At 73.4% G+C, this 17,950-nt stretch carries 9 protein-coding genes; 8 read left to right on the forward strand and 1 reads right to left on the reverse strand.

Annotated elements, in window-relative coordinates; genetic code table 11:
* Positions 1 to 38: 38 nt before the first annotated feature.
* The 4 genes from ACYVPE_RS13055 to ACYVPE_RS13070 are packed head-to-tail and all read left to right on the forward strand — an operon-like array spanning position 39 to position 4,207.
* Positions 39 to 1,412, forward strand: a complete 1,374-nt coding sequence (locus ACYVPE_RS13055; RefSeq protein WP_461033690.1) for an extracellular solute-binding protein — start codon at positions 39 to 41, stop codon at positions 1,410 to 1,412.
* Positions 1,402 to 2,283 carry a carbohydrate ABC transporter permease gene (locus ACYVPE_RS13060; protein ID WP_461033691.1) on the forward strand — a complete coding sequence of 294 codons (882 nt, stop codon included), beginning with the start codon at positions 1,402 to 1,404 and terminating at the stop codon, positions 2,281 to 2,283. Before ACYVPE_RS13055 ends, ACYVPE_RS13060 begins: the two co-directional genes overlap by 11 nt.
* Positions 2,280 to 3,101, forward strand: a complete 822-nt coding sequence (locus ACYVPE_RS13065) for a carbohydrate ABC transporter permease (protein WP_461033692.1) — start codon at positions 2,280 to 2,282, stop codon at positions 3,099 to 3,101. The genes ACYVPE_RS13060 and ACYVPE_RS13065 overlap by 4 nt, the downstream gene beginning before the upstream one ends.
* Positions 3,101 to 4,207: an ABC transporter ATP-binding protein gene (locus ACYVPE_RS13070; protein WP_461033693.1), complete on the forward strand. Its 1,107-nt coding sequence runs from the start codon at positions 3,101 to 3,103 to the stop codon at positions 4,205 to 4,207. Before ACYVPE_RS13065 ends, ACYVPE_RS13070 begins: the two co-directional genes overlap by 1 nt.
* Here the strand turns inward: ACYVPE_RS13070 and nhaA are convergent.
* Positions 4,164 to 5,384, reverse strand: a complete 1,221-nt coding sequence (gene nhaA / locus ACYVPE_RS13075; protein ID WP_461033694.1) for a Na+/H+ antiporter NhaA — start codon at positions 5,382 to 5,384, stop codon at positions 4,164 to 4,166. The two genes, ACYVPE_RS13070 and nhaA, sit on opposite strands and share 44 nt — an antisense overlap.
* Positions 5,385 to 5,610: 226 nt before the next feature.
* Between nhaA and ACYVPE_RS13080 the strand changes: the two genes are divergently transcribed.
* From ACYVPE_RS13080 to ACYVPE_RS13095, 4 genes are all read left to right on the forward strand, one after another.
* Entirely contained in the window at positions 5,611 to 6,243 is a 633-nt protein-coding gene (locus ACYVPE_RS13080; RefSeq protein ID WP_461033695.1) for a hypothetical protein, read from the forward strand.
* A gap of 132 nt (positions 6,244 to 6,375) precedes the next feature.
* Positions 6,376 to 8,454, forward strand: a complete 2,079-nt coding sequence (locus ACYVPE_RS13085) for a flotillin family protein (protein WP_461033696.1) — start codon at positions 6,376 to 6,378, stop codon at positions 8,452 to 8,454.
* Between the two features lie 110 nt (positions 8,455 to 8,564).
* Positions 8,565 to 13,406 (forward strand): DNA repair ATPase, encoded by a 4,842-nt coding sequence (locus ACYVPE_RS13090; protein WP_461033697.1) that lies wholly within the window; start codon positions 8,565 to 8,567, stop codon positions 13,404 to 13,406.
* 140 nt (positions 13,407 to 13,546) lie between these two features.
* Positions 13,547 to 17,950 (forward strand): DUF6531 domain-containing protein, encoded by a 4,404-nt coding sequence (locus ACYVPE_RS13095; RefSeq protein ID WP_461033698.1) that lies wholly within the window; start codon positions 13,547 to 13,549, stop codon positions 17,948 to 17,950.

Genomic DNA, 17,950 nt, shown 5'->3' on the forward strand with positions numbered 1-17,950 from the left:
AGAGTCTCGACTGCTTCGTCTCGATGAGGAGATGGGTGATGGTGCGGACACTGACCAGACGTGCCGGGGCGACGATCGGGGTGGCCGCCCTCGCCACCGTGCTCGCCGCCTGCGGGGGATCCGACGCGGACGACGGGGGAGCCCTGCGGCTCACCATCTCCGCCAACGCGGTGCTCGACGGCAAGAACACCGAGGAGGCGGCCTGGATCGAGGACTGGGTGATCCCGGCCTTCGAGGAGGAACAGCGCGCCGCCGGGGTGGAGGTGGACGTCGAGTTCGAGCCAAGCGGCGTCGACGACGAGCAGTTCAAGACCAGGCTCGCGCTCGACCTCCAGGCCGGCTCGGGCCCCGACATCATGACGCTCGACGGCATCTGGGTCGGCGAGTTCGCCCAGGCCGGCTACCTGGAGCCGCTGCCCACGTCGACTCAACCGGGCGACTGGGACGGCTGGGCGCAGATCCCCGAGGCCGTCCAGCAACTCGCCGCCTACGACGACCAGTTGTACGGAATACCGTGGGGCACCGACGGCCGGGTGCTCTTCTACAACCGGGAACTGTTCGCCCAGGCCGGGCTGCCCGAGCAGTGGCAGCCCACCAGCTGGGCCGAACTCCTCGACGCCGCCGAGGCGTTGGGCGAACTCGACGGCGTCACCCCGATCCAGCTCAACGCCGGCACCGCGATGGGCGAGGCCACCACCATGCAGGGTCTGCTGCCGCTGCTCGCGGGGGCCGGCGAGCCGATCCACGACGGCGCCGGGTGGACCGGCGCCAGCCCAGGGCTGGTCGCCGCCCTCGGCCTCTACCAGGACGTCTACGGCGGCGGGCTCGGCGACCCCGTGCTCCAGCAGGAGACCCAGGGCCGCGACCGGTCCTTCCAGAAGTTCGCCGACGACGAGATCGGCATCCTCGTCGAGGGCGACTACTTCTGGCGCAGCGTGATCAACCCCGAGGGCGGCACGGCGCCGATGGACGACCGCGACGAGACCGTCGGCTGGGCCCTGATCCCCGCCGAGGCCCCCGGCGCCGGCGTCGAGGGACGCGACTTCGTCAGCATGTCGGGCGGCAGCGTGCGCGCCGTCAACCCGGCCAGCGACCAGCCGGAACTCGCCTACGAGCTACTGGAGTTCATGAACTCCGCCGAGGCCATCACCGCCGCCGCCCAGGACAGCGCGCGGATCACCGCCCGCGAGGACGTCAACGCCACGGTCCTCGCCGACGACCCGATGCTGTCCTTCATCGCCGACGAGGTGCTGCCGCTGACCACCTTCCGGCCGCCGCTCGCCGAGTACCCGCAGGTGTCGGTGCTGCTCCAGGAGGCCACCGGCGCGGTGGCGGCCGGCGACCGCGGTCCGGCGGAGGCCGCCGAGGAGTACGCCGCCGGCCTCGGGGAGGTCGTCGGCGGTGCCGGCTGACGCCGCCGGGCTCGGCCGGGCCCGGGCGGCCGCCTTCGTCGCGCCGGCCCTGCTGCTGATCGCCGGCTTCCTGGTCTTCCCGGCCCTGTGGACGATCTACCTCGGCATGACCGACTACCGGCTCACCGGTCTGGCCGCCGCCGAACCCGCCTTCACCGGCCTCGACAACGTGCGACGCGCCCTGGACGAGGACCAGTTCACCCACTCGCTCGGGCTGACCCTCCAGTTCGTCGTCGGCTCCGCGGTGCTCGGCCAGGCCGTGCTCGGCTTCGCGATCGCCTGGCTGCTGCGCGAGCGGCGCGGCGCGCTGCGCCGGCTGGTCGAGGCGCTGGTGCTGCTGGCGTGGATCCTGCCGGGATCGATCGTCGCGTTCCTGTGGATCGCGCTCCTCGACCGGGAGGACGGCACCCTCAACGCGCTGCTCGGCACCCCGGGCACCGCCTGGCTCGTCGAGCACCCGATGGCCGCCATCATCGTCTTCAACATCTGGCGCGGCACCGCCTTCTCGATGATGCTCTACGCCGCCGCGCTCGGCTCCGTGCCCCCGTCCCAGCTGGAGACGGCCAGGCTCGCCGGCGCCTCGTCCTGGCACCTGCTGCGCGACGTCGTGCTGCCCCGCATCCGCGGCCACGTCCTGACCAACCTGCTGCTGATCAGCCTCTGGACCTTCAACGACTTCACGCCCTTCCTGCTCACCAACGGCGGCCCAGGCGACGAGACCGAGATCATGCCGGTCTTCGTCTACAAGACCGCGCTGTTCAACGGCGAACTCGGCTACGGCGCCGCGCTCTCCGTGCTGATGCTGCTGGTCAACCTGGTGATCGCGCTGGTCTACGTGCGGCTGCTGCGGAGCCGGGAGGCGGCCTCATGAGCCCCCGGGAACTGCTCGGCCGCGTCGGCCGCTACACGCTGCTCAGCCTGGTGCTCGCGTTCTTCGCGCTGCCGCTGCTCTGGCTGGCCACCGCGCCCTTCGACCGCACCCCCGAGATCGCGGCCTCCTGGCCCGAGTTCACCCTGGACAACGTCCGCGAGCTGCTGAACAACGAGAACGCGCTGCGCTCGCTGCGCAACTCCGTGCTGCTCGCCGGCGGCACCGGTGCCCTGGTGGTGACGCTCAGCGCGCTGGCCGCCTACGCCCTCAGCCGGGTGCGGCTGCCGGGCCGGGACGGCCTGCTCTACGCGCTGCTGCTGCTCTCCTCGATCGTCACCGGCACCGCCGCCATGGTGCCGCTGTTCAACCTGGCCTACGAACTCGACCTGATCGACTCCCAGTTGGGCGTCATCCTGGTGCTGACCGGCGGGCTGCTGCCCAGCGCGATCTTCATCCTCAAGGACTTCACCGACGCCACCCCGGCCTCCTACGAGGAGTCGGCCCGGGTCTTCGGCGCCTCGCCGCTCCAGATCGTCAGGCACCTCGTCGTCCCGCTGATCCGGCCAGGGCTCGCCACCATCGGGGTCTGGTCGGTGGCCCAGGTCTGGGGCAACTTCCTCATCCCCTTCCTGCTGCTGCGCTCCCCCGAGAAGTCGCCGGCCGCGGTGGTGATGTACACGTTCTACACCGAGGGCGGGCAGCCGGACCTGGCCCTGATCTCCACCTTCTCCCTGCTCTACTCGCTGCCGGTGGTGCTGATGTTCCTGTTCGTCTCGTCCCGGTACGGGTTCCGCTTCCACGGAGGGATCAAGCGCTGATGGCGGCGATCGCACTCACCGGCCTCACCAAGGACTACCCGGGCGGCGTCCGCGCCCTGGACGACCTCGAACTGACCGTCGCGGACGGCGAGTTCTTCGCCCTCCTCGGCCCGTCAGGATGTGGCAAGACCACCATCCTGCGGACCATCGCGGGGCTGGAGGAGGCCACCGCGGGCACGGTCGAGATCGGCGGCGTCGACGTGACCAGGCTGCCGCCCGGCCGCCGGGACGTGGCCATGGTCTTCCAGGACTACGCGCTCTTCCCGCACATGACGGTCACCGACAACGTGGCCTACCCGCTGCGGATCAGGAAGGTGCCGACCGCCGAGCGGCGCAGCAGGGCCGCCGAGACGGCTGGGCAGCTCGGCCTCACCAAGCAACTCGACCGACGCCCCGCACAGTTGTCCGGCGGCCAGCAGCAACGGGTGGCACTGGCCCGGGCGATGGCCTGCCACCCGAGGGTCTTCCTCTTCGACGAGCCGCTGTCCAACCTGGACGCCCGGATGCGGCTCGAGGCGCGGACCTTCCTGAAGCGGCTGCAACGCGAGCTGGCCGTCACCACGGTCTTCGTCACCCACGACCAGTCGGAGGCGCTGGCGCTCGCCCACCGGATCGCCGTCCTCTCGGACGGCCGGGTCCGCCAGGTCGGCACCCCGACCGAGGTCTTCCGCCGCCCCGCCAACACCTTCGTGGCCTCCTTCATCGGCTCGACCCCGATGAACCTGCTCCCCGGCACGGTCACCGCCGACGGCCGGGTGCTGGTCGGCGACGCCACCCTGCCGGCCCCGGCCGCCGGCGCCGCGCCAGGCACGCCGGTGGTCTACGGCATCCGCCCCGAGTACCTGCGGCTCGCCCCGGCCGCCGGCGAGGGCACCATCACCGGCGAGATCACCGTCGTCGAGAACCTGGGCAGCACCCAACTCCTCACCCTGGAGGGCCCGGCCGGCACCGTCCAGGTCGTCGTCCCCGAGGACGCCGAGGCCGAACCCGGAACCCCGGCCCACGCCGTCCCCCGCCCCGACCGCGTCCTCCTCTACGCGCCGGACGGCGAGGGCGAACTGCTCACGACCGACCCGCGGCCAGATGGTGCCGGCCGCGGAGTGTGAGGACCAGCGAGGCGACGAGCGCGGAGAGCAGCGAGCCGACGAGGACGGCGGCCTTGGCGTGCTCCGCCAGGGCCGGCTGGTCGGCGAAGGCCAGCTCCGCGATCAGCAGCGAGACCGTGAACCCGATGCCCGCGAGCATCGCCCCGCCCGCCACGTCGGCCCAGCCGAGCGTCGGGTTGAGCCGGGCCCTGGTGAACCGCGCCGTCAGGTAGGTGGCGCCGAAGACGCCGAGCACCTTGCCCAGGAAGAGGCCGGCGACGACGCCCAGCGGCTCGGGCTCGGTGACCAGGTCGGCCAGCACGGCCCCGGAGATCGGCACCCCCGCCGCGAACAGCGCGAAAAGCGGCACGCACACGCCGGCCGAGAGCGGGTGCACCAGGTGCTCCACCCGCTCCGCGGGCGACTCCTTCTCGAACTCGCCGGCCGTCACCCGCAGCAGCATCCCGAGGGCCACGCCGGCGATCGTCGCGTGCACCCCGCTGTTCACCATCAGCACCCAGATCGCCACCGACAGCGGCACGTAGAGGTACCAGCCGCGCACGTTCCGCCGGTGCAGGAGGTGGAAGACCGCGAGCCCCGCCAGGGCGCCGGCCAGCGCCCACAGGTTCAGTGTCGAGGTGTAGAAGATCGCGATGACGAGGATGGCGATCAGGTCGTCCACGATGGCGAGGGTGAGCAGGAAGGTGCGCAGCGCCGACGGCAGGTGGCGGCCGACGACGGCCAGCACGCCGAGCGCGAAGGCGATGTCGGTGGCCATCGGAACGGCCCAGCCGTTCAGGTCGCCTCCGCCGCCGGTGGCGAACGCCGTGTAGATCAGCGCCGGCACCGCCATGCCGCCGACCGCCGCGGCCACCGGCAGCAGCGCGGCGGCCGGCCGGCGCAGCTCGCCGACCACCAGCTCCCGCTTGAGCTCGATGCCGGCGACGAAGAAGAACACCGCGAGCAGCCCGTCGGAGGCCCAGTGCCCCACGGAGAGTTCGAGGCCGAGCGGCGGGATGTCGAGGTGGTGGTCGCGGACCGCGAAGTAGCCGTCGCTGACGGGGGAGTTGGCCAGCACCAGCGCCACCGTGGCGGCGACGATCAGCAGCAGCCCGCCGGAGGTCTCCAACCGCAGGAACTCGGCCACGGTGCGGCGGTCACGGGTCGCCTCGGCGCTGGAACGGAACGATGGCAGCACGAAGGGCGCCTTTCGGGGTCGACGACAGGGACCGCCGACCAGACTTCCCGGCACACCTTCGACCTCGCGGGACCCGCGTCTTGACGTCGCCCTAACACCGTACCCCGAGTGGCGTGATCCTGCCCATACCGCCGGGAACCGCCCGCCGACCCGCGCCGTCTAGCAGAACGGGGCGTCGGGACTATCGCGTGATCGCGTTAATGTCGTATAAAGATCCTGGAGGGGGATGGGGGATCACATGGGGGACTTCTTCGACACGGCCACACACTTTCCGGCCGTCGTGTTCACGTTTCCCTTCGCCGTGGTCCTCGCCTTCTGGCTGTTCTCGCTGGCCTTCGGCGTCGGCGCCTCCGTCGCCGACTCGGCGGAGCCGGCCGCCGACGGGGCCGGTGGGGCGCTGTCCGCGCTCGGGCTCGGCGGGGTGCCGGCCGCGATCTCCGTCTCGCTGGTGATCGCCATCGGCTGGTTCGCCGCCATGGCCGGCACCGAGCTGGTCGAGCCCGCCGCCGGCCGCGCCCTGGTGGCGCCGGCCGCGTTACTGCTCGGCTGGCTGGGCGCCCGGCTGCTCGTGCTGCCGCTGCGCCGCGTCTTCGTCGGCGAACGCGGCGTCTACCACGAGGACTTCGTCGGCCGGGTCTGCCTGGTGCGGACCAGCAGCGTCACGGCGAGTTTCGGCCAGGCGGAGGTCACCGCCGACGACGGCGGCACCGCCATCATCCAGGTTCGCGCCGAGGGCCCGGAGGGCGAGGAGCTGACGGCCGGCGCCCGCGCGCTGATCTTCGGCTACGAGCCGGAACGCGCGTTCTTCTGGGTCGCCCCGTACGACGCGGGGCCGGCGCAGAACCAGCCGCGCGGCTGAGCCGTCTCAGCCCCGGGACCCGGAACTCCACCGAACCGCCACCACGACACCACACGACCATCACGCGTTCCGCCCCGACCACCGGTGCGGCGGAACCGACTTCGCAGAGAGACGAGGGGGGCCTCGCTCATCGTGGACACCATCGGAACCAGCTTCGGCGTGCTCGTCGCCGCCATCCTGATCATCGTCGTCGTCACCCTGTTCATGCTCAGCCGGCTGTTCCGCAAGGTCGAGCAGGGCAAGGCGCTCATCGTCTCCAAGGTGCGCAAGGTCGACGTCACCTTCACCGGCGCCGTGGTGCTGCCCGTGCTGCACCGGGCCGAGGTGATGGACATCTCCGTCAAGGCCATCGAGATCGGCAGGACCGGCAAGGAGGGCCTGATCTGCAAGGACAACATCAGGGCCGACATCCGGATCTCGTTCTTCGTGCGGGTCAACAAGACCGTCTCCGACGTCATCAAGGTGGCCCAGGCCATCGGCACCGAGCGGGCCAGCGACCGCGCCACCCTCCAGGAGCTGTTCAACGCCAAGTTCTCCGAGGCGCTGAAGACGGTCGGCAAGCAGCTGGAGTTCGCCGACCTCTACACCAAGCGCGACGAGTTCAGGGACCGGATCATCTCCGTGATCGGCACCGACCTCAACGGCTACAGCCTGGAGGACGCGGCGATCGACTACCTGGAGCAGACCCCGCTCGCCCAGCTCGACAAGGGCAACATCCTCGACGCCCAGGGCATCCGCAAGATCACCGAGCTCACCGCCGCGCAGAACGTCCTCACCAACGAGTTCCGGCGCAACGAGGAGAAGGAGATTACCCGGCAGAACGTCGAGGCCAAGGAGGCGGTGCTCGAACTGGAGCGGCGCCAGGCCGACGCCGAGATCCGGCAGACCCGCGAGGTCGCCACCTCCCGGGCCCGCGAGGAGGCGGAGACCGAGCTGGTGCGGGCCGAGGAGCGGCTGCGCTCCGAGACGGCGCGGATCAGGACCGACGAGCAGCTCGGCGTGCAGGAGGAGAACCGCGAGCGCGAGATCGTCGTGGCCCGCCTCAACCGGGACCGGGTCGTCGCGGTCGAGCAGGAGCGCATCGAGAAGGACCGCGTCCTGGAGGTGATCGTCCGCGAGCGGGAGACCGAACTCAGCCGGATCGCCAAGGACAAGGAGCTCGAGGGCGAGAAGCGGGAGATCGCCGACGTCGTCCGGGAGCGGATCGCCGTCGAGAAGACCGTGGCGCAGCAGGAGGAGGAGATCAAGCGGCTGCGCGCCGTCGAGGAGGCCGAGCGCACCCGGCAGGCGCTGGTCATCCAGGCCGAGGCCGAGGCCCAGGAGCAGCTGGTCAAGGACATCAAGGCCGCGGAGGCCGCGGAGCAGGCCGCCGAGCACCGCGCCAGGCAGGAGCTGACCATGGCGGAGGCCCGCCGGAAGGCCGCCGATCTGGACGCGCAGTCCGCGATCCGGCTCGCCGAGGGCCGGCGGGCCGAGGTGGCCGCCGAGGGCCTGGCCGAGGCCGAGGTGCAGGAGCGGATGGCGGACGCCGTCGCCCGCACCCGGCACGTCGAGGCGGAGGCCGCCAAGGAGCTGGGGCTCGCCGAGGCCGAGGCCAGCCGCGAACGGGGGATCGCCGAGGCGGTGGCGCTGCGCGAGCGGATGCAGGCCGAGGCCGAGGGGATCAAGGACAAGGCCGCCTCGATGGCCGCGCTGGACGCCGCGAGCCGCGACCACGAGGAGTACCGGCTCCGGCTCGAGGCCGAGAAGGAGGTCCGGATCGCCGGCATCGACGTGCAGCGGAAGATCGCCGAGGCACAGGCCAGCGTCGTGGCCGCCGGCCTGGAGAACGCCAGGATCGACATCGTCGGCGGCGACACGGTGTTCTTCGACCGGCTGGTCGGCGCCATCTCGGCCGGCAAGGGCCTGGACGGCTTCCTCGACCGCTCCGAGCACGCGCGGGCCATGGTCGGCCCGTGGCTCGACAAGGAGGACTCCACCTTCACCCGCGACCTCTCCGCCATGGTCGCCGGGCTCGGCCCCGCCGGCCTTCGCGACCTCACCCTGGCCGGGCTGCTCGGCCAACTGGCCACCGGCGGGGGCGAGCACGCCGGCCGGTTCGCCAAGCTGCTGAAGTCCGTGCAGGCGCAGGGCCTCGGCGACACGTCGCTCGCCGAGCTGGCGGGTTCGGTGCCCGCCCACGCCAACAACGCGGTGAAGCTGGCCAAGTGAGCGGCCGGCGCGGCGGCCCGCCCGGGCCGCCGCGCCCGCCGGCCCGTGTGCGAGACCGCCCGTGTGCGAGACCGACGAGAGACACTCAGGTCAACCAGGGGGAGCCGAACGTGACGACCGCCCACCAGCCGACCGGCGCGGCCGGGACCGCCACCGATCTGGACGCCGGCACCTACGAACTGCTGCGCGACCGGCTGCGGTCGGCCGCCGCCGACCTCGCCGAGCGCGCCGGCACGCTCAACGCGCGCCGCGTCGAGACCTTCGGCGGCCGGGACCTCGCGCTGCTCGCCACCGACCGGGTGCGCACCGGACAGCCGGCCGTACCCCGCGAGGTGGTGGCGGTCGGCGGGCTGCTGCTGGTCGGCTACCGGCCGCCCGCCGACCGGCCGGCCGCCGCCCCGGGCGACGTGCTGGCCCTGCACCGGGTCACCGACGAGGGGCTGACCCCGGCGCCCGAGGACGCCGTCCCCGGGCTGCTCGACGACCCCGCGTTCCGGCGGGACTTCGCCGACCTCTACCGCTACTACCGGCAGGCCAGGCTGCTGCGGCTGCGCGTCGCGGGCTCGCTGCTGCTCGCCGTCTTCCAGACCGGCGAACGCGCCACCGACGTCCGGGCGTTCCGCTGGCGGCTGCCCCCCGAAGGGCCGCCCAGCTACCTCGACGCCCAGGGCGAACGCGACCATGTGCCGCCCCCCGCCCACGACTTCGCCTGGCGGGAGGTCGACCGCGCCGACCACGTGCCGGGGCCGCCACCGCACGCGGTGGTCGACGGGGCGCTGCTGGTGTCCACCGTGGGCGGCGAGTTGAGCGTCAGGACCGCCGCGGACGCCGAGGCCGGCCGCGGCGGCTACCGCGAGCCGGTGGCCGAACCGCTCCAGTCGCTGGCCGACGCGCGGATCGCCTGGGCCAGGCTCGGCCCGCTGCTCCTGCTGCGGGTGCGGCCCTACAACGAGCCCGACCACCGACACCTGGTGCACAACACCCGCACCGGCGAGACCGTCAGGCTCGACGGCGTCGGGCAGGCGTGCCGGGCGCTCCCCGAGGACCAGGGCCTGGTCTTCCCCGGCGGCACCTACCTGGCCGCCGCCCCGGCGGGCGCCGCCGCCCGCACCTTCGACGTCGACGCCCGCGGGCTCGCCTTCGAACGCGTCGTCCGCTCGCCCAACGGCGAGGACGTCCTCTACGTCTTCCTCGCCCCCGACACCGGGCGCACCCTGCTGCTGCCCTACAACCTGATCGCCGGCGAGGTCGCCAACCCGCTGGTGGCCCGCGGCCACGCGCTGCTCGACGACGGCACCATGGCGCTGGTCCGCGAACCGGCCGACGGCGACCAGCCGGGCCTGGTGCACACCGTCCAGCTGTGGCGCACCCCGTTCGTCTCCGAGACCCACGCCGCCGCCACCCCGGCCGGCACCGGGCCGCTGGCCAGGATCGGCAACGCCGACCTGGTGCGCGGCGTCTCCGACGCCCTCACCGTCGCCCGGATGGCCACCGAACTCGCCCCGGGCACCGCCGTGTTCGAGGCCATCGTGGCCGCCTGCGACCGGCTCACCGACCAGTACCACTGGCTGCCGCTCGACGGCCTCGCCGCCCTCCACGAGCCGGTGGCCACGCTGCGGGAGACCGCCGAAGCCGTCGTCGCCGAGTACGCCAGGGTCACCGAGGCCCAGCGTGGGGCCGACGAGGCGCTGGCCACCGCCGACACCGAACTCACCGCGCTGCTGCGGCGGGCCCGCGGCGAGGCGCCGCGCGCCGCCGAGGAGTGGGTCGCGCTGCTCACCCGACTCCGCCGCGCCCAGGGCCGGTTGGAGACGCTGCGCGAGGTCCGCCGGATCGACCTCGCCGCGCTGACCGCGCTCGGCGAGCGGGTCGCCGACGGCCTCGCCGCCACCGGCCGGCGCGCCGTCGCCTTCCTGTCGCGCCCCGACGCCTTCGACGCGACCGGCGCCGCCATCGAGGCGCTGGCCGAGGAGGCCGCCGCCCTCACCACCGCCGCGGGCGCCGAACCCCTCGCCGCCCGGATCGCCGAACACGCCGAGGGCCTGGGCGCCGTCACCGACGTCGTCGGCGGCCTCGACATCGCGGACGCCGTCGTCCGCACCGCCCTGCTGGAGCGGATCGGCGCGGTGCTCGGCGCCGTCAACCGGGCCCGCGCCGTCCTCGACCGGCGCCGCGCCGAACTGGCCCACGCCGAGGGCCGCGCCGAGTTCGCCGCCGAGTACGCCCTGCTCGGCCAGGCCGTGGCCGGCGCCCTGGCCACCGCCGACACTCCGGAACAGTGCGAGGAACACCTCGGCCGGCTGCTGCTCCAGGTGGAGAACCTGGAGGCCAGGTTCGGCGCCTTCGACGACTTCCTGACCCAACTCACCGAGCGGCGCGAGGAGATCTACGAGACCTTCGCCGCCCGCAAACAGGCCGCGCTCGACGAGCGCGCCAGGCAAGGGCAGCGGCTCGCCGCCTCCGCCGACCGGATCCTCACCACCGTCACCCGCCGCGCCACCCGGCTCGGCACCCTGGACGAGGTCAACGCCTACTTCGCCACCGACCCCCTGGTGGCCCGCGTCCGCGCCACCGTCGACGAGCTGCGCGCCATCGACGACACCGTGCGCGCCGACGAGCTGGCCGGCCGCCTCAAGGCGGCGCGCCAGGAGGCCGGCCGGGCGCTCCGCGACCACGCGGAACTGCACGCGGCCGACGGCACCGTGCGGCTCGGCCGGCACCGGTTCTCCGTCACGCCGGGCACCATCGACCTGACGCTGCTGCCGCACGACGGCGGCCTCGCCGTCGCCGTCACCGGCACCGACTACCGGGCCCCGCTCGACCCCGCCTCCGAACTCCTCGGGGGAACCCGGGAGTTCTGGGACCAGCCGGTGGTCTCCGAGGCGCAGGACGTCTACCGCGCCGAGACGCTCGCCGCCCGGCTGCTCACCGAGCCAGGCCCCGCCGCGCTCGACCTGGCCGCCGCCGACGGCACCCTGCCCGAGCTGGTGCGGGCCGCCGCCGAGGCCGCCTACGACGAGGGCTACGACCGCGGCGTCCACGACCACGACGCCACCGCCATCCTCCGCCGGCTGCTCCCGCTGCGCGCCGCCGCCGGGCTGCTCCGCTTCCCGCCCGACGTCCGGGCCGCCGACCAGCTGTTCTGGGCGCACGGCGCCGCCGCGGCCTGCGCCGGCTGGGCGGTCCGCGCCCAGTCGCTGGCCAGGGCCCGCGCGGCCATCGGCGCCGCCGCCCCGGCCGCCGCCGGCCTCGCCGCCGGACTCGCCACCGCCGCCGGGGAGTTCCTGCCGGCCGGCCTGGCACCCACCGCGGCCGGGGACCCCTGGCGGCTGCTCGGCGACTACCTCTTCGAGGAACTCGCCGCCGGCGGCCCGGTGTTCGTCGCCGGCGCGCCGGCCCGCGCCCTGCTCGACGACTTCCGCGCCGCGCTCGGCTCCATCGGCGTCAAGGAACTCGCCCAGGACCTGCGGTCGCTGGACGACGACCTGGCCGCCCGCCACCAGCTGCTCACCGCCTGGCTCGCCGCGTTCGCCGCCGACGCCGGCCGCCCCACCGACGACCTGCCGGAGGCCGCCGCCCTCGACCTGTGCGCCGACCGGCTCGACCACCGCCCGCTCGACGCCCCGCTCACCGCCACCGCCACCGGCCTGCTCGGCGCGCACCCCCGGCTGTCCGGCGGCGAACTCCCGCTCCGCCTCGACGAGTTCCTCACCCGCACCGCCGAGTTCACCACCCGCAGGATGCCCGCGCACCGCGCCTGGACCCGCGCCCGTTCCGCGCTGCTCGACGCCGAACGCGAGCGGCTGCGACTGGCCGCCTACCGGCCGCGGGTGCTCACCACCTTCGTCCGCAACCGGCTGATCGACGAGGTGTACCTGCCGCTGATCGGCGACAGCCTCGCCAAGCAGCTCGGCGCCGCGGGCGACGAACGCCGCACCGACAGCCAGGGCCTGCTCCTGCTGCTCTCCCCGCCCGGCTACGGCAAGACCACGCTGCTCGAGTACGTCGCCGCCCGCCTCGGCCTCGCCCTGGTCCGCGCCGACGGCCCGGCGCTCGGGCACGGCACCACCTCCCTCGACCCGGCCGCCGCCCCCGACGCCGCCGCCCGCCGCGAGGTCGAGAAGATCAACTTCGCACTGGAGATGGGCAACAACGTGCTGCTGCACGTCGACGACATCCAGCACGTCTCACCCGAGCTGCTGCAACGCTTCATCCCGCTGACCGACGCGCAGCGCCGGGTGGACGGGGTGCGCACCGCGGACGGCCGTCCGGTCACCTACGACCTGCGCGGCAAGCGGTTCGCGATCTGCATGGCCGGCAACCCGTTCACCGAGTCCGGCACCAGGTTCCGCGTCCCCGACATGCTCGCCAACCGCGCCGACGTGTGGAACCTCGGCGACGTGCTCACCGGCCGCGAGGAGCTGTTCGAGCTCAGCCACCTGGAGAACGCGCTGGCCGCCAACCCGGTACTCGCGCCGCTCGCCACCCGCGACCTGGCCGACGTCGACCTGCTGGTGCGGCTCGCCCGCGGCGACCGCACCGCCTCGGCCGACCGGCTCGTCCACCCCTACGACGCCACCGAGCTCGAGCGGGTGCTCGCCGTGCTGCGGCTGCTGCTGCGCGTCCAACGCACCACGCTGCGGGTCAACGCCGCGTACATCGCCTCGGCCACCCAGGAGGAGACCGACCGCACCGAACCGCCGTTCCGCCTCCAGGGCTCCTACCGGGACACCAACCGGCTGGCCGAGCAGGTGCTGCCGGTGATGACCGACGCCGAGGTGGAGGCGCTGATCGACGACCACTACCGGGCGGAGGCCCAGACCCTCGCCAGCGGCGCCGAGGCCAACCTCCTCAAACTGGCCGAGCTGCGCGGCCGCCTGACCCCGCCGGAGGCCGAACGCTGGGCCGAGCTCAAGCGCAGCCACCTCCGCCGCGCTGGGGCCAAGCTGTAGAGGAGCTGTGACAGAACCGCCGTAGAACCTGGCCGACCCTGGTAGGAGCATGAGTGACACCGGGGGAGACGGTGTCACAGGTTCGTCGGTTCCGGGGGTGTTTTCGGGTGTCACGGTCGTCCGACTGGAGTCCGGTCGACATGGAGTCGGACCCGACACCCGGCGACCCCGAGGAGGTCAGGTCGCTCGCCGACCAACTCCAGACGTTCGCCGACGACGTCGGCGAGGCGCTGGGCCGGGTGCGCGGGATGTCCGAGGACCGGGCCGTCATGGACTGGGCCGGCTTGTCGGCCGAGGCGTTCAGGTCGGAGTTCGACGGGGTGCCCGGCAACCTGGAGAAGCTCCAGACGTCGTACGACCTGGCGGCCCAGGCTCTCCAGACGTACTGGCCCAAGCTGGAGACCGCCCAGGGCATGGCCGACCGGGCGCTGGACCGCGCCGTCTCCGCCCAGGCCGACCTCTCCGCCGCCCAGTCGGCACTGACCGACGCCCAGGACTGGGTGTCGCGGGCGGGTGACGAGGCCGATCGCCTGGAGCGCGAGGGCGAACGCGAGAACGTCGAACCCCCCTCCGAGGCCGAGGTCCGCGCCGCCACCCGCGACGCGACGGCCGCCGGCCAGGCGCGGTCCGACGCCGAGGGCCGGGTGGACTCGGCCGAGGAAGCCCTCTCCGCCGCACGGGAGTTGGCCCGGCAGGCCAAGGAGATGCGCGAGGACGCCGCCCGCGCCTGCGCGGACGACCTGGACGAAGCCTCCGACGCCGGCATCCAGAACCGCCGTTGGTGGGAGGACGCGATCCACTGGGTGTCCGAGAACTGGGACACCATCGTCGAGATCTGCAAGGTCGTCGTCGCCGTCCTCGGCATCGTGGTGATGATCATCGGCGGCCCGCTGGCCTGGGTCGTCCTCGCCGCCGCGCTCGTGGTGCTGGCCGACACCCTCTACGACTACGCCAACGGCCGGGCCACCCTCCTCGATGTGGCGTTCGCCGCCCTCGACTGCATCCCGGGCATGAAGGGCCTCACCACCCTCGGCGGCCTCGCCCGCGGCGTCCGGTCCCTCGGTTCGACGGGGTTGCGTGGTCTGCGGCAGGGTGTGTTGGGCCTCGGTCGGCGTACCCGGGGTGAGGGCATTCCGATGAACGGCCGCACCGCCAGTGGCGATCCGGTCGACATGGCCACCGGTGAGTTGCTGATGTCGGCCACGGACGTCGAACTCCCCGGCGTGCTGCCGCTGATCGTCGAGCGGCACCACATCTCCTCCTACCGGGAGGGGGGTTGGTTCGGGGCGTCCTGGGCCTCCACCCTCGACCAGCGTCTGGTCCTGGACGAGCACGGCGCCCGGCTGTTCACCGCCGACGGCATGATCCTGCTCTACCCAAGGCCCCTGCCCGACGCCCCCGTGCTCCCCGTCGAGGGGCCGCGCTGGGAACTGGGCTGGGACGGCGCCTCCAACGGCGAACTGACCGTCTCCCAACCCGAGACCGGCCGCACCCTGCGCTTCGCCCCGGTGCCCGGCCGGCCCGGCGGCGTGCTCCCGCTGACCGCCGTCACCGACCGCAACGACAACCGGATCGACGTCCACCACGACGCGCACGGCGCGCCCACCGACCTCGTCCACTCCGGCGGCTACCACCTCGGCATCACCACCGAAGGCGGCCGCGTCACCGCACTCCGCCTCCTCAACGACCCGGACCAGCCCACCCTGCTGCGTTACGGCCACGACGCCGCCGGGCTCCTCGCCGAGATCACCAACTCCTCGGGCCAGCCACTGCGGTTCGCCTACGACACGCACCACCGGCTCGCCCGCTGGGAGGACCGCAACGGCTACTGGTACTCCTACGAATACGACGACCAGGGCCGCTGCGTCTTCACCACCGGAACCGACCGCGCCCTGGAATACCGCTACCACTACCAGCCGGCCGTCCACCGCACCATCGCCGTCGACTCCCTCGGCCACAGCACCGTCTACCAGTTCAACGACAGCTACCAACTGATCGCCCAGACCGACCCGTTGGGCCACACCACCCGCCACGACCGGGACCGCTACGACCGCGCCGTGGCCAGCACCGACCCGCTCGGCCGCACCACCACCCGCCGACTCGACGACGCCGGGCGCCTCACGGCCCTGGTCAGGCCCGACGGGCTGGAAACCCGCTACGAGTACAACGAGTTCGGCCAGCCCACCGAGATCACCGAACCCGACGGCTCCGTCTGGGCCCAGTCGTACGACGCGGCGGGCAACCGCGTCGTCGTCCTCGACCCGGCCGGCAACCGCACCCGCTACGCCTACGACGGCCACGGCGGGCTGGCCGCCGTCACCGACGCGCTCGGCCGCACCACCAGGGTCCGCTGCGACGCCGCCGGGCTGCCGATCGCGGTCACCGACCCCCAGGGCGAGGTCACCCACTACCGGCGCGACGCCTTCGGCCGCCCCACCCGGGTCGTCGACCCGCTGGGCGCCGTCGCCACCACCGAGTACTCGACCGACGGCAAGCCGCTGCGCCACACCGACCAGGTCGGCGGCGTCCAGACCTGGAGCTGGGACGGCGAGGGCAACTGCCTGACCCACACCGACGAGAACGGCGGCGTCACCGCCTTCGAGTACGGCGCCTTCGACCTGCCGAGCGCCCGCGTCGACCAGGACGGCGCCCGCTACGCGTTCCGCCGCGACACCGAGCTCAACATCACCCAGGTCGTCGGCCCACACGGCCTCACCTGGGACTACACCTACGACGACGCCGGCCGGCTGGTCGCCGAGTCCGACTACGACGGCCGAACCGTCGCCTACCGGCACGACGCCGCGGGCCAACTCGTCGCCCGCGTCAACGGCCTCGGCCAGACCGTCGTCTACGAGCGCGACGTCCTCGGCCACGTCACCACCAAGACCGCCGAGGGACGCCGCACCAGCTACGCCTACGACCCGCTCGGCCAGCTGGTCCGTGCCGAGAGCCCGGGCGCCGAGGTCGTCGTCGGCTACGACCCGCTCGGCCGGGTCGACTCCGAGGGCGTCAACGGACTCACCGTCGACCAGACCCACGACCCCCTCGGCCGCGTCCTCAGCCGCACCACCCCAAGCGGCCACACCAGCACCTGGAGCTACAACGCCGCGGGCGACGCCGTCGAACTCACCACGGCCGGCCGCACCCTCACCTTCGACCACGACCCGCTCGGCCGCGAGACCGCCCGCCACCTCGACGAGCGGTTCACCCTCACCCAGAACTGGGACCAGGCCGGGCGACTCACCCGACAGTCACTCGACGGCGCGGAAGGCCCGCTCAGGCAACGCTCCTTCGCCTACCGGCCCGACCACTACCTCACCGCCGTCGCCGAGAGCCACCTCGGCGTCACCGGCTACCAACTCGACCCCGTCGGCCGCGTCACCACTGTCACCGCCCCCGGCTGGACCGAGAACTACGCCTACGACCTGGCCGGCCAGCAGACCGACGCCCGGTGGCCCGAGGCCGTCGCCGCCGACGCCATCGGCCCCCGCGCCTTCGACGGCACCCGCCTGACCCGCGCCGGCGGCTACCGCTACGAGTACGACGCCACCGGCCGCGTCACCCTGCGGCAGCGCACCAGGCTCTCCCGCAAGCCCGAGACCTGGCGCTACGCATGGGACGCCGAGGACCGGCTCACCGCCACCACCACCCCCGACGGCACCCGCTGGCGCTACCACTACGACCCACTCGGCCGCCGCGTCGCCAAGGAACGCCTCGACGCCGAGGGCGCCGTCGTCGAGCGCACCGACTTCGTCTGGTGGGGCACCACCCTCGTCGAGGAGACCTCGACCGGCGGCGCCCACGGCCGGCTCGCCACCCTCACCTGGGACTACCACGGCGAACAGCCGGTCGGCCAGACCAGCAGCTCGCTGCGCGGCGAGATCGACCGCCGCTTCTACGCGATCGTCACCGACCTCGTCGGCGCCCCGACCGAACTCGTCGACGAGTCGGGCGCCATCGCCTGGCAGTCCCGCCGCACCCTCTGGGGCCACGCCGCGCATCCCCAAGCCACCACCGACACGCCGCTGCGGTTCCCCGGCCAGTACGCGGACGAGGAGACCGGCTGGCACTACAACTTCCTCCGGCACTACGACCCGGCCACCGCCCGCTACACCACCCCCGACCCGCTCGGCCTCACCCCGGCGCCACACCACTACGGCTACGTCCACAACCCGCACACCTGGAGCGACCCCCTCGGCCTCGCCGCCCACCCGCCGACCCGGCTCTCCGACCCGCACCGCATGCCCAGAGAGATCATGCGCGAGTACGACAACATTCGGATGGGCCGCGGCACCCCGCGCATCGACCCCAACACCGGGCGGCAGACCATCCACCGTGCCGACCACGTGCCGCCGCGCCAGCGGAACCAGTGGCGCGGCTCGCTTGAATGGGACGTGCCGGGCACCAGCCACCGGATCCTGGAACGCCCGGACGGCCGCCTCGGCTACGTCCTTGACCACGACTACAGCAGCCCGTTCCTCTTCCCCGCCCCCTGGTTCCCGGACGGCGGGGTGCTGCCCAGACGACTCCGAATGGGAGGCTGA

The sequence above is a fragment of the Streptomyces mayteni genome, assembly GCF_054783955.1.

What these genes read in the sequence shown, in the direction of transcription:
- ACYVPE_RS13055 (WP_461033690.1), top strand. Translation starts at nt 39, where the DNA reads ATGGTGCGGACACTGACCAGACGTGCCGGGGCGACGATCGGGGTGGCC.
- ACYVPE_RS13065 (WP_461033692.1), top strand. Translation starts at nt 2,280, where the DNA reads ATGAGCCCCCGGGAACTGCTCGGCCGCGTCGGCCGCTACACGCTGCTC.
- ACYVPE_RS13070 (WP_461033693.1), top strand. Translation starts at nt 3,101, where the DNA reads ATGGCGGCGATCGCACTCACCGGCCTCACCAAGGACTACCCGGGCGGC.
- ACYVPE_RS13080 (WP_461033695.1), top strand. Translation starts at nt 5,611, where the DNA reads ATGGGGGATCACATGGGGGACTTCTTCGACACGGCCACACACTTTCCG.
- ACYVPE_RS13095 (WP_461033698.1), top strand. Translation starts at nt 13,547, where the DNA reads ATGGAGTCGGACCCGACACCCGGCGACCCCGAGGAGGTCAGGTCGCTC.